Source organism: Pseudomonas hefeiensis (assembly GCF_030687835.1).
Taxonomy (GTDB): domain Bacteria; phylum Pseudomonadota; class Gammaproteobacteria; order Pseudomonadales; family Pseudomonadaceae; genus Aquipseudomonas; species Aquipseudomonas hefeiensis.
This window is the reverse complement of record NZ_CP117449.1, coordinates 4,074,935-4,086,973: the sequence shown is the minus strand read 5'-3', so window position 1 is coordinate 4,086,973 and position 12,039 is coordinate 4,074,935. Positions and strand designations below refer to the sequence as shown.

Sequence of the window (12,039 nt, the reverse complement as noted above, 5' to 3'; positions counted from 1 at the left end):
GCTTAATCAAGTGATGGTCGCCTCGTTGACAATACGGTACGTATAGTTTTATATGTGGGGTAATTTCAACGAGAATAAAAAATGTCTAACGACTCTCTTCGAGTGATGTGGTTTGTCCCTCCTGCTATTGCGGTATCAGCCTCGTGGCAAACGCCGGCGGATTTGCGTATCGAGTCTTCGATGACTCAATCGTCTGATGAGCAGTACTCGTCACTCTGTGCAGGAGAGGTCGACGCGGTCGTAACGTCAATCGACAACGTTTTGCACTGGAACCGCCGGCAAGGTCCACAAGACTTCGTGGTGATTGCTCAGATTGAAACCACCACGCCGTTACAACTGGTCGGTTCCTCGGCACTATCCGCTCCTGCAGATTTGCGCGGTGCCAACATTCTGGTGGACGCCCCCGAGAACGGTTTTGTCATTGCCCTTCGAGCGCTACTCAAGGAAGCAGGGCTCCGCGCTGACGATTATCGCCTGACACCCGTTGGCGGGGTGCGTGAGCGGTTTGCGGCTCTTGTTGCGGGGGAGGGTGATGCGACCTTGCTCGGGCCACCGTTCGACACTATGGCGGTTCAGCGGGGACTCAAGACTATTGCAACGATTCAGGGTGTATTTACCAATTTTCCTGGTCAAGGACTGGTCGTGAGGAAGTCGGCGAGTCAGGCGAATGACGCGCTGAAAGCGTGGGTACGCATCCTCAGCGCAACACTTACGACCATGCCTGGCGACACGGTAAAGCTGACAGAGGCTTTGGAGCTGCTTGGCATGCCTGTCGAAGCAGTAAAAGCAATGGTGAATACATTTCCTCAAACGCTGACGCCTTCTCGCGAGGGTCTTGAGCTTCTTATTGGGCAGAGGGCGTTGCTAGGGTTGCCCGGCGCGGATTTTACCTATGAGCAAGTTGTCGACGGCTCATTCTTACAATAATTCGGAGGTACACTTGAAGAAGTTCTCGCTCGGTACATTTTCTTTAAAAGCCAATCCACAGCAACGCTTTGCTGGCCTGGTTATTGACGCAAAGGTTATCCCAGTCAGTCGCGTGGCTGAGGAGTTCGGAGTTGATATTCTCCGAGAAAAAAGTGTGCTGTCTCTACTTGAAAACTGGAATGCCAGTTACGCCGCGCTCGAATCGATTGTCAATAAAGTCATTACGTCGTCCTGGTATGATGAAAATCAACTCACGTTTCGCCCTGCAGTTGATCTGCCGCGTCAAGTGTTCTGCACAGGCGCAAACTATCGAAAGCATGTAGTGGATTTGACCGTCGATTCAAATGTCGGTCCAGAAGGGCTAAGCAAGGAAGAATTGAGGACTTGGGCTGAAGACATGATGGATGACAGGGTCGCTAATGGAGAACCCTATGTATTCACCAAGCCCGTCTCTGCCATTTCGGGAGCCTATGACGACTTGGTTCTTCCTCCCACTACCAGCAAGCCTGACTGGGAGCTAGAGTTGGCCGTAGTGATAGGCAAGGAGGGGTACAATATCCGTGTGGAAGATGCCATGGATTATGTAGCCGGTTACACAATCGTCAATGACATTTCGGCTCGCGACCTCATTCCACGCACTGATTACAAGATGCTCGGTACTGACTGGCTCAGATCGAAAGGGCAGCCAGGCTTTCTTCCGCTTGGTCCGTATCTGGTTCCCAAGCAGTTCGTTGAAGATCCCCACAACCTCTCGATGCAACTGACAGTGTCCGGCAAAACAATGCAGGATGAGACGACGGCAGATATGCTTTTTGGGATTGAACAACAAATCGCATACATCACGAAGTACGCAAAGCTATTGCCCGGCGATGTGATTTGTACAGGCTCCCCTGCAGGTAATGGAACTCATTACAATCGTTTCTTGCGCGACGGCGACATTATGGTTGGCACAATTGCCGGACTGGGTGCGCAACGGCAGAACTGCATCAGTCATTCAGGTTGAGGTAACGTCTTGTGCAAAAAATCATTGACAACCCAGACCGAGCTTTTTTGGAGCGTGCTATTTCAGAGGCCCAATTTGACATCCCGTTTGAATTGACTGCTGGATTAAGTGCACTTGGCGCGAGGTTGGTTAATGGCGGCTTTGGCATTGTCGAACTTAGTTTCGAAGCGCCATTAACATCCCTTCAGGGAAATGGCGTTGTATCCGGTGGCACATTGATGACCATGCTCGACTATGCCATGGCTTTTGCAGTACTCAGCACGCTGCCCTGTGGGCAAACCTGTGCCACTACCAGCATTACGGTGAATATGCAGGCGGCTGCGAAGCCATCGTTGTTGAAAGCAAAGGCAACAGTTGAACGTGTGGGTCGTCAAATTGCGTTCGCCAGGGCCGAACTTCATGACCCTCAGCGAGAAGTGCTGATCGCCAGTTCGTCAGCAACATTTGTGGTTATGCCAGTGAGTCGCCTAAAGGCGGTATGACTCAAAAAATTTGATTAATACCGAAACTAAACGAACCGTTTTTGAGGTTGCATGATGAATAACATTACCGAAGTGGCTTATAAGCCAGTACGGAGGATTGTCACTGGTCACAACGAAGCTGGTGAGTCGATTATCACCAGTGACGCCAATACACCAAATGTTCTGGCACAAGCTGGTAAGCCGGTTGCACAGGTCGTCTGGGCAACCGGTGTTGGGCGTGCGGGCGGTTTGGATCCAGCGCCAGCCGGACACAAATTTGGTTTTCATTCTGATGAGGGTTCGCTTCTTCGAATAGTCGACTTCCCGCCAGATGAAGTTTATGACCAGGAAAAGTTGGTGGAATTTCTTGAAAGTGAAGGTGTGCGCGACAAGAAAAAGCCTCGACATTTCTGGTTCCACAAAACGCAATCCCTTGATTACGCCGTGGTACTCGAGGGCGAGATTGTCGCGATGATGGATCACGGTGAGACCGTTATGCGGCCAGGAGACGTACTGGTACAGCGCGCAACCAACCACAGTTGGTCGAATCGTTCCGGGCGTAACTGTCGAATGCTGTTCGTCCTGTTAGCGCTGAAAGAAGGAGAAGAACTGTGAGAAAAATTATAATAACCGCCGCTATTACGGGCGGGGCACATACGCCGTCGATGTCTCCTCATCTCCCGGTTACTCCTCAGGAGATTGGCGATCAGGCGATCGAAGCGGTAAAAGCGGGAGCGGCGATCGTTCATCTTCACGCCCGAAACCCTGAGGATGGTCGTCCCACTGGCGACCCTGAAATCTTTCGTCAATTCGTCTCGAGAATTAAGGCCGAAACGGATGCCATCGTGAACATTTCTACGGGCGGTGGTGGCCCAGGAATGGCAATTAGCGAGCGTGCGGCGGCGGGTGTAGCGCTACAGCCGGAAATGTGCTCCCTGAACATGGGGTCTATAAACCTCAACCTTTCCGAAATGGCCAGCAAGGATCGAGAGTGGCGTTACAGCTGGGAAGTGGAGCATCTTAATGCCACAAAGGATCTGGTCTTCCGCAATACTTTTTCCGATATCGAATGGATCCTGCGAACCATTGGTGATACCGGTACCCGCTTTGAGTTCGAGTGTTACGACGTCAGCCACTTGTACACGCTGAAGTATTTCCTGGATAAAGGACTGGTTAAGCCGCCATTGTTCATCCAGACAATTTTTGGATTGCGTGGTGCCATGGGGGCTCATATCGAAGATGTGATGCATCAGAAGCGAACCGCAGATCGTCTATTTGGTGATCAGTATCACTGGTCAGTATTGGGCGCAGGTAAAGACCAGATGTCGCTAGCGACTCTCGCGGCCATTATGGGCGGCAACGTCAGAGTGGGTCTTGAAGATAGCTTGTACATCGGGCGCGGTGAGTTGGCGGTTTCTAATGCCGCACAAGTGCGGAAAATCCGAAGTATCGTGGAACAGTTGGGGTTTGAAATTGCTACACCTCAAGAGGCAAGGGAAATACTCGCGTTGAAAGGAAAGACAAATACTGCTTTCTAATTCGGTATTCATAAGGGTCATCCAGAGACGGCCCACCCTGTATTGTGAAATACACAAGCCGGCCATAAGGCCGGCTTTTTAGTATGGTAATCATCGCGATTTTCAGGATCTAGAGCCCAGCAATGCGCATATGTAATTGATATGTGATTCAGCAAAGGACTCGTCCAGAGGGGCATGACCTATCATCAGGCGCATATAAACCGGCCCATAGATCAAATCCATGAGTACTTCGACATCTGCACCTTTTGAAATGTCGCCGCTTTTTTTCCATTCTTCAAGCATCTCTCTGACGACTGCTCTTCGACCGTAATGAAATCGCTCACGGAAGACGCGATGGATGGTTGGATCAGATTGACCTTCAGCAACAATTTGAGCGACGAGCCGGCCGGGCCATCCTGAATACTGCGTTACGAAAGAACGGAAATGGTGCGTTATGGCCTCGCGTGGGCGCATGCCTCGAGGAAGCGTTGTTTTAACCAAGTGTTGCTCGATAAACGCATCGATCACGACGGAAGCCTTGGATTCCCACCATCGATAAATGGTCGCCTTACTCACTCCTGCCTCTCGTGCTATCGCTTCGATAGAGATTGCTTGAATCGATTTGTCCTGGAGGAGGCTGATAGCAGCATCCAGGATCAGTCGGCGTGTCGCTTCACTACGGGGGCGTCCAGTAGGCATTGAGGTTTTCTTAACCTGCATTGATGTGTTCCTTGGCGCTGCGGTCTGGAGAAGGTCTGACAATCATTCATTGCACGAACTTATAAATGAAACAAAACGATACGATTAGTATATTTGTTGTCTGCCAAAATTATCAATCCGACTGCTTCACTTCCCGGCTCCTGCTGATCTGTCTGCGCCACAGCTTGGCGTAGCAGCGAAATCTTCTAGATTGTACCGATTTTTGCTCTTTACAAAACGGTGCGTGTCGTTTAGCTTTGAATCTTGCAAAGCTGATTCAGGCTCGTTCAAGTCAATAAAAAGAGGGAAATCACATGAAGCTAGGCCGAATTTCTGTTAACGGGCCCGACGGTGCGGAAGCCCGCTTGGTGCTGGTAGTTCCAGAGGAGCATCGGGTCATTGACCTGAAGCGCGCGCTCCATGAGCAGCTGGTCAAGGGCGGTTCTTCCCGGGAAAGCGCTCTGCAATACGCAAATGCTGTTTTCCCTGGCAGCATGTCGGCGGCAATTGCATTGGGCACGCCGTTTATCGAGGCAGCAGAAAAGATCAATGCTAAGCGGCCAGATGCACATTCAATCTCATTCGATAGCGTGCAGTGGTTGCCAGCCTCGGATCCTTCTGTGGTGCGAGATGGACTGACATTCGTGGGCCACATCAAAGGCTTCCATGAAAAAATTGGCCAGCCGCCCACTCCAAATCTTCTGAAGGTGCCCGGCTATTTCAAAGGTACGCCGCATACGGTGATTGGGCATGAAGCGGAAGTTCCGTGGCCAGGATACATCCAGCACATGGACTACGAACTGGAGCTTGGTTACGTCATCGGAAAGCGTGGAGAAAGTCTGCGCCCTGAAAACGCGCTTGATCACCTGTTCGGTATCACCATCTTCAATGACTTTAGTGCCCGCGATTGTCAGGCGGTCGAAATGCCAATTGGGATGGGTCCCACCAAGTGTAAAGACTTCGCCTACGGTATCGGGCCTTGGATTACCACCGTCGATGAATTCAAAGATTTGGACCGGATCGGCATGGAAGTCCGCGTCAATGGCGAGACTTGGGGTAAGGGTGACAGCTCCAATAAACTTTGGACAATTGGCGAGCTGATTGCCTGGGCTAGCCTTGGTGAAGCCATCGTGCCGGGCGATGTAATCGGCTCGGGTACGATGGGCGGTGGTTCAGCTTTGGAGCTCGATCGTAGGCTCCAGCCCGGTGATGTCGTCGAAATTATCGTTGATGGCGTCGGAACTCTGCGCAACAAGATGGGACAACCTATTTCCGGTCTATGGTGGCCTGAAGAGCGCAAGCCATTCATGTGACGTGTATTTGAAACTCACGCGCGCATCAGAGATCTCAGGCCCGGCAATGGTTCTGGCCTGACATAAGAAAAACGCATTCTTTGATAGGTGTTGAAATGAACATCCTTGGACCGGACACTTTGTATTTTGGTGTTGACGATGTCGCGCTCAGTGAGCGCTTCTTGGAAGATTACGGCCTTGAGCCGGTAGGGGCCGGACGCTTTGAAGCATTGGATGGAACTGGTGTAGTTATCAAGCATCGTGACGATCCGTCGCTCCCTGCCTGGAATTTGCCGACCGCAAACATGTTGCGCAAGACAATGTATGGCGTAAAAGACATCGCGACTCTCGCGAGCATCCGGAAGGAATTCGAGGGCGAGCGTGAAGTCAAGGTTCTGGCCGATGGTTCGCTGGAGTTAGTGGACGATCTCGGATTCGCTCTGGGCTTTCAAGTTTCGATCAGAAAGCCGCACAAACTGCCCGCCGAGCGCGTAAACGCGCCGGGAGATATTCACCGTCCTGCGAACAAAACCGGTGTGGATGAAAGTTCCGAGCTCGCCCCCAAGCCACGAACGCTCTCCCACGTTGTTTATTTCGTTCCAGATATCGAAAAGGCCGAGCGCTTCTATGCGGATCGTCTGGGCTTCAAACTCACCGACAAATTTGTCGGGATGGGTCCATTTCTGCGTCCTGCGGGTACTTTCGACCACCACACGCTTTTCTTCATTCAAACCCCGCCGCATTTGCAGGGATGCGAGCACTTTACCTTCCATATGGGGGGGCCTCAGGAAGTACTGCAAGCCGGCTATGCGTTTGCAGCTAAAGGTTATGAGTCATATTGGGGGCCGGGGCGACATAAGTTTGGGTCTAACTGGTTCTGGTACTTCAATACCCCATTGGGCTGCCACATCGAGTACGACGCCGATATGGATCAGCACGACGATGACTGGTCGCCGCGCGTAGCTCCTGCAATCATGGATAACTCCCAGGTGTTCCTGTTCCAATGGCGTGAAAAATGGGCTCCTGGCGGCAAGTCTGATTAATAAGGGGGGTAAGTTGAAGATGGCAAAATCTGATCGCCGCAGGCTTTGCCATCTCGAGCAAATTGCGCCAGGCCAATCTTTGGGGTTTAGAAAGGAAAGCACAGGTCCCGACGACATATTTTTAGTCAATGACGGCGGAAATATCTATGGCTATAAAAATTCTTGTCCCCATTGGCCCGGTTCAACTATGCCAGTTCGCAAGAATCGATATCTCGACAGCGAGTCCAGTCATATCGTTTGTAGTGGTCATGGTGCGTTGTTTGAAATTAGTTCGGGTTTGTGCATAAAAGGCCCCTGTACCGGCTTGCGTTTGACACCTGTGAGTTTGGAAATTACTGAGATGAAAGAAATATTTTTACTGGAAGAGCCGCATCCATAGGATTTTTGGCAAATCCTTATGTTATTTGACTGCGTCAATTTCCATTGCCAAAAACAAAAACAAGAAAGGAACGTGTGATGAAGACTCCAGCTGATTTTCGCCTGGTGATTTTTTTGGGTGTATTGCTACTTGCCGCCAACTCGATGGCGCTTGAAGGAGGTGCTTCCAGTTATCCATTGGGTATTGTAACTGTCATGAGTGGGGCAGTAGGTGCTCCAGGTGAAACCCATGCCTATACATACAATAAAACCGTTGCCATAGATTCGATTCGAGATGGGCAAGGAAATAAGGTATTTCAAAAGGCTAAAGGAAGAGTTCACTCGCATGCTTTGAGATTAGTACACACGCTTGATGGGCCAACACTACTTGGCGGGAACGTCTCATTGCAGCTCGCAGTTCCTTACGTTGCTGGTCACCTGGATATTCCTGCATTGGGAGCATTTGGTAGAGACTCCTCGAATGGAATGGGCGACCCATTATTCGGTGCCTTGGTCAGCTGGCAGTCTCCAACCTATCTTCATAACCTGGAGTTGGATTTTGTAGCGCCTTGGGGGAAATATGATGAACACGCCTTGATTAATCCAGGAAACAATAGTAAGGCAATTTATGCTGCTTACGCCTTTACGTGGTTTCCAATGCCTCAAGTTGAGGTCAGCTCGAAGATCAGTGTCAACTATAGCTACGAAAATCCAAAGACTGACTATAAATCTGGAGTGCAGGTCGTTGCAGACTATGGATTTAACTATCGGCTGACCCAGAATTGGCTGGCAGGTATTGGTGGATATTTGTCGACTCAGTTGAATGATGACCAGTCCCACGGGGGATGATATAGGTAATCGAACAAGATCCATAAAGGTCGGCCCGCAAGTGGGTTACGCAAGTCGGGATTTTGGAGTAGTACTCGGCTATCAAAAAGATGTTTATGCTCGAAATACTTCGGAAGGCGACACAGTGATGCTCAATGGAATGTTTAAATTTTAATTAGGTGCTGCAATTTTACGCTTGGCTTCTAGTGCAAGCGTTTTTTTTAATAAAATCATTGTGGCGATTTAGCTTTACTGCCCTCGACGCCATCTGCCATTCAGCACGTATCGATTCTTAGGCATAGAGAAACGATACCTGACGCTATTTTATGCCTTTCAGTTTGAACTCTAAACTTTAACTTTCTCGAAAGTTAGCTTGCAGAACATAACAAAAATGGATACGTATTAAACGGTACGTTCCGTTTTTCTTGTAATTGTTGCCACTTAGCAGATGAACGGTGAAGATTACGCTTGCGCGTGTCTGTTTACCCGGCAGGAAAGGGGGCTGAAACTTTCAAACCTCAAAAAATCATAACTATCTGCCTTACAGGGCTTTCTGTTGGTGGATCCTCGGATTTATACGCTGCCAGGGTCACGGTATGCCAGCCCCCCAACAGGGATCCGTAGGCAAAACACATCACCCTGGGCTTGACAGACCAGGTTGATAGCTGTAAGTATACGAAACGTCCCGTATTGTTAAATCTAATGGGGATGGTCATATCGCTGGTGCTCGGTGAGACCCGGATAGGTATATGCGTTTCGGAAGGAGCGGTTAAGTAGCATAATTTAAGTTTAGCGAAGCCTAATACAAAAACAAAAGAGGTTCGTATATGCGTGTAATAAAGTCTACTGCGTACTCATATCCGTCGCCTTCAGGGCGGCCAAAGTTCCTATCATGCGTTCTAGCAGGCGGTGCGCTGAGTGTGATATCGATGAGTGCCAGTGCATTTCAAATTGATACGGGCGACAATGATCTTAGTGCACGCTGGGATAACACCCTCAAGTATAGTTCTGCATGGCGTCTGAAGGACCCAAGCAGCAAGCTTTCGAAAAGCGAAGTTAGCCTGAACCAGGATGACGGTGACCGTGCTTTTGATAAGGGCCTTATCTCTAACCGTTTTGACCTGCTCTCGGAAATGGATATCGGTTACCGTAATTTTGGTGGTCGTCTAAGCGGAGCAGCCTGGTTCGACACCGAATACCAGAAGGACAACGATAACAACAACCCCGCGCGCGCGAATCAGGTTTCGGTTGCCTATGATGAATTCACTGATGACACTCGACATCTGCACGGCGGTGATGGTGAGTTATTAGATGCATTCGTCTATTGGAATGGTGAAGTTGCGGATCGAGCTTTGTCCTTTCGTTTGGGTCGGCATGGCCTGATTTGGGGGGAAAGTCTGTTTTTCGGGGCCAACGGGATTGCTGGCGGAATGGCTCCGGTGGACGTGGTAAAGGCTATCTCAGTACCCAACACCCAGTTCAAGGAAATCACCAGACCAGTTAGTCAGTTGTCTACTTCCTACCAACTTACTGATGCGCTTTCGTTGGGTGCGTTCTATCAGTTTGAGTGGGAAGAAACACGATTACCTGCGGCGGGTAGCTATTTTTCCACCCTCGACATGATGGGAGAGGGGGCTGAGCGCCTGATTGTCGGGGAGCCATTCCCTGATTTTCTCGGTGGTAATCCAAGCAGCCCTGCGGCCTTTTTTCATGGTAAGGACAAAAAAGCCCGGAGTTCTGGACAGGGTGGCCTGCAGTTACGCTATGCAGCTGAAACTGTTGATTACGGGCTTTATGCTATCCAATACCATGATAAAACCCCGCAGTTGTACCTCCGTCCTGGCGTAGGCGCCCCTAATTTTGCAACCGGACAAGTAGGTGAGTTCTTCTGGGTGTATCCGGAGGATATACGCGCACTGGGCGCAAGTTTTACCACGTCAGTGGGTGAGTATAACTTTGCCGGGGAAGCGTCTATGCGCTGGAATATGCCCCTGGTATCGAATGGTCAGGTCGTACTGCCAGATGTAGACGCTGACAATGACAATCATCCACTTTACGCGGTCGGGCGGACTGCCCACGTGAATTTGAACGTGCTCGCATCTCTCGAGCCAACTTTCATATCCAATGAGGCCAGCTTGATCGGTGAAATTGCCTGGAACCGTTTGTTGAAGGTTACTGAAAACCGATCAGCACTGGATCCGAATGCTACAGATGACGGGGTAGGGCTCAAGTTGGTGTATACACCAACTTATCGTCAGGTCTTCCCGGGCGTCGATCTTGGTGTTCCGCTAGGTGTCAGCTACTTCCCTATGGGTAAGTCGGCAGTAGTTGGCGCTTTCGGTCCTGATAAAGGTGGTGATTTCAATATCGGTGTAACCGCCACCTACCTTGATCGTGTCACTTGTGGTTTGACGTACACACATTATTACGGTCCATCTGACACTACGCTCAATGAGGCCAGCCAGTTTAATTATAAGCAATCATTTAAAGATCGGGATTACCTGGCCTTCTCTATCAAGAGCACTTTCTAAGAGGACTTGAACATGATTTCTCGAATTAAATTCAGTGCTGCTTATTTTTTCATAATGAGTGCTATTGCTTTTAGTGCGTCCGCGATGGCTACCGGAGTAGATGATTTAGGCAAAAGCCTGACCCCCTTTGGCGCTGAGCGGGCTGGTAACGCGGATAAAACTATCCCGGCATGGGAGGGTGGATATACCACCGTTGATTCGTCTTATCAGAAGGGTGGTAAGCGTGGCGATCCTTTCGCCGCGGATAAACCACTGTTCAGTATTACTTCGAAGAACATGGCTCAATACGCAGATAAGCTGAGCGATGGTGTTAAAGAAATGTTCAAACGGTATCCAGACACCTATCGAATGGATATCTACCCAACACGTCGAACAGCAGCGGCTCCGCAGTGGGTGTATGACAATACAGCCAAGAATGCGGTTAATGCCAAGCTGGTAGAGGGTAGCGCGGGTCCAATGCCCGAAGGGGCTTATGGCGGTATCCCGTTTCCGATTCCGAAAAATGGTGACGAGGCGATGTGGAATCATCTGCTGAGTTGGAGCGGTACCTCCATTACGCGGGACGCTCGCTTTTATTTGATGACTGCCGATGGTCAACAGGTAATGACTACCGATGGTAAGGCTATCCAAGAAATGCCGTATTACTTTCAGGATGGCTCGGCGCAGAATTTCGATGGCGATTACTGGATGATTCGCCTGCTTAATATTGGCCCACCGATTCGTGCTGGTGAGCAGGCGATGGATCGGGCCAATCTCAATGCCGATAAATCACAGACGCATATCTACCTTGCCGGCCAACGGCGAGTGCGCAAGGTACCTAACTCCTGCTGCGACACGCCAGCGCCTTCAACAGCAGGCGTGATGGCCTATGATGAACTGTCCGTTTATAAAGGGCGGCTCAACCGGTTCAATTGGAAGTTAGTAGGTAAAAAGGAACTTTATATTCCCTATAACACCAATAAATTCTTTACCGCAGGCAAACCGGAAGACGTACTTGGTAAGCGGCATCTTAATCCAGACGTCTTGCGCTGGGAACTGCATCGTGTGTGGGTTGTCGAGGCAAATCTGAAGCCTGGCGAGCGCCATCAAATGGTTAAGAGCCGTTACTACCTGGATGAAGATACCTGGCAAGCGCTGTTGGGCGATCGTTGGGATGCAAGTGGTCAATTGGCCAAAACGCTGTGGGCGCTACCGGCAGTCATGCCAGATATTCCTGCTCAGGCTTCTGTCTCGTCGGGGTTCTATGACTTTATGTCCGGTACTTGGTTTGTACTTGACCTGCTCACTGGACAGTCCTCGCAATGGGGGATTGTCGAGCGTTTCAAGAAGTCTGACTTCTCGCCAACAGTAATGGCGGGGCAGGGTGTGCGTTAACGCTAAG

The 12,039-nt window shown here is 50.2% G+C and carries 13 protein-coding genes; 12 read left to right on the top strand and 1 reads right to left on the bottom strand.

What is annotated here, in order from left to right; genetic code table 11:
- Window positions 1-81 precede the first annotated feature (81 nt).
- Genes PSH57_RS18295 through kce form a run of 5 tightly spaced genes read left to right on the top strand, consistent with a single transcriptional unit; the run spans window position 82 to window position 3,929 of the window.
- The gene (locus tag PSH57_RS18295; protein WP_305384644.1) at window positions 82-927 is read left to right on the top strand and encodes an ABC transporter substrate-binding protein; all 846 of its coding nucleotides are present in this window, start codon (window positions 82-84) and stop codon (window positions 925-927) included.
- Between the two features lie 13 nt (window positions 928-940).
- Window positions 941-1,930, top strand: coding sequence for a fumarylacetoacetate hydrolase family protein (locus PSH57_RS18290; protein ID WP_305384642.1), 990 nt, complete (start codon window positions 941-943; stop codon window positions 1,928-1,930).
- 11 nt (window positions 1,931-1,941) lie between these two features.
- Window positions 1,942-2,412 (top strand): PaaI family thioesterase, encoded by a 471-nt coding sequence (locus PSH57_RS18285; protein ID WP_305384640.1) that lies wholly within the window; start codon window positions 1,942-1,944, stop codon window positions 2,410-2,412.
- A gap of 51 nt (window positions 2,413-2,463) precedes the next feature.
- Window positions 2,464-3,006, top strand: a complete 543-nt coding sequence (locus PSH57_RS18280) for a cupin domain-containing protein (RefSeq protein WP_305415966.1) — start codon at window positions 2,464-2,466, stop codon at window positions 3,004-3,006.
- A 50-nt stretch (window positions 3,007-3,056) separates the two neighbouring features.
- Window positions 3,057-3,929 carry a 3,5-dioxohexanoate:acetyl-CoA acetone transferase gene (kce, locus tag PSH57_RS18275; protein ID WP_236709716.1) on the top strand — a complete coding sequence of 291 codons (873 nt, stop codon included), beginning with the start codon at window positions 3,057-3,059 and terminating at the stop codon, window positions 3,927-3,929.
- Between the two features lie 102 nt (window positions 3,930-4,031).
- Here kce and PSH57_RS18270 read toward each other — a convergent pair whose 3' ends face one another.
- On the bottom strand, window positions 4,032-4,628 hold the full coding sequence (locus tag PSH57_RS18270) for a TetR/AcrR family transcriptional regulator (protein WP_305384637.1): 597 nt from the start codon (window positions 4,626-4,628) through the stop codon (window positions 4,032-4,034).
- Window positions 4,629-4,921: 293 nt separating this feature from the next.
- Between PSH57_RS18270 and PSH57_RS18265 the strand changes: the two genes are divergently transcribed.
- From PSH57_RS18265 to PSH57_RS18240, 7 genes are all read left to right on the top strand, one after another.
- Window positions 4,922-5,920: a fumarylacetoacetate hydrolase family protein gene (locus PSH57_RS18265; RefSeq protein WP_056723240.1), complete on the top strand. Its 999-nt coding sequence runs from the start codon at window positions 4,922-4,924 to the stop codon at window positions 5,918-5,920.
- Between the two features lie 95 nt (window positions 5,921-6,015).
- Complete coding sequence (locus PSH57_RS18260; RefSeq protein WP_305384630.1) at window positions 6,016-6,942, top strand: VOC family protein; 927 nt, start codon at window positions 6,016-6,018, stop codon at window positions 6,940-6,942.
- Window positions 6,943-6,961: 19 nt separating this feature from the next.
- Window positions 6,962-7,321: a Rieske (2Fe-2S) protein gene (locus PSH57_RS18255; RefSeq protein WP_305390421.1), complete on the top strand. Its 360-nt coding sequence runs from the start codon at window positions 6,962-6,964 to the stop codon at window positions 7,319-7,321.
- Between the two features lie 77 nt (window positions 7,322-7,398).
- The gene (locus tag PSH57_RS18250) at window positions 7,399-8,148 is read left to right on the top strand and encodes a SphA family protein (protein ID WP_305444697.1); all 750 of its coding nucleotides are present in this window, start codon (window positions 7,399-7,401) and stop codon (window positions 8,146-8,148) included.
- Complete coding sequence (locus tag PSH57_RS29365; RefSeq protein ID WP_422766045.1) at window positions 8,123-8,302, top strand: transporter; 180 nt, start codon at window positions 8,123-8,125, stop codon at window positions 8,300-8,302. The genes PSH57_RS18250 and PSH57_RS29365 overlap by 26 nt, the downstream gene beginning before the upstream one ends.
- 754 nt (window positions 8,303-9,056) lie before the next feature.
- On the top strand, window positions 9,057-10,658 hold the full coding sequence (locus tag PSH57_RS18245) for a DUF1302 domain-containing protein (protein ID WP_305384627.1): 1,602 nt from the start codon (window positions 9,057-9,059) through the stop codon (window positions 10,656-10,658).
- 54 nt (window positions 10,659-10,712) lie between these two features.
- Window positions 10,713-12,032, top strand: a complete 1,320-nt coding sequence (locus PSH57_RS18240) for a DUF1329 domain-containing protein (protein ID WP_305390419.1) — start codon at window positions 10,713-10,715, stop codon at window positions 12,030-12,032.
- Window positions 12,033-12,039: the final 7 nt, after the last annotated feature.

Bases quoted from the DNA above. Each gene is read 5' to 3' on its own strand.
- PSH57_RS18295 (WP_305384644.1), top strand. From the start codon at position 82: ATGTCTAACGACTCTCTTCGAGTGATGTGGTTTGTCCCTCCTGCTATT.
- PSH57_RS18280 (WP_305415966.1), top strand. From the start codon at position 2,464: ATGATGAATAACATTACCGAAGTGGCTTATAAGCCAGTACGGAGGATT.
- kce (WP_236709716.1), top strand. From the start codon at position 3,057: ATGTCTCCTCATCTCCCGGTTACTCCTCAGGAGATTGGCGATCAGGCG.
- PSH57_RS18270 (WP_305384637.1), bottom strand. From the start codon at position 4,628: ATGCAGGTTAAGAAAACCTCAATGCCTACTGGACGCCCCCGTAGTGAA.
- PSH57_RS18265 (WP_056723240.1), top strand. From the start codon at position 4,922: ATGAAGCTAGGCCGAATTTCTGTTAACGGGCCCGACGGTGCGGAAGCC.
- PSH57_RS18260 (WP_305384630.1), top strand. From the start codon at position 6,016: ATGAACATCCTTGGACCGGACACTTTGTATTTTGGTGTTGACGATGTC.
- PSH57_RS18255 (WP_305390421.1), top strand. From the start codon at position 6,962: ATGGCAAAATCTGATCGCCGCAGGCTTTGCCATCTCGAGCAAATTGCG.
- PSH57_RS18250 (WP_305444697.1), top strand. From the start codon at position 7,399: ATGAAGACTCCAGCTGATTTTCGCCTGGTGATTTTTTTGGGTGTATTG.
- PSH57_RS29365 (WP_422766045.1), top strand. From the start codon at position 8,123: ATGATGACCAGTCCCACGGGGGATGATATAGGTAATCGAACAAGATCC.
- PSH57_RS18245 (WP_305384627.1), top strand. From the start codon at position 9,057: ATGAGTGCCAGTGCATTTCAAATTGATACGGGCGACAATGATCTTAGT.
- PSH57_RS18240 (WP_305390419.1), top strand. From the start codon at position 10,713: ATGAGTGCTATTGCTTTTAGTGCGTCCGCGATGGCTACCGGAGTAGAT.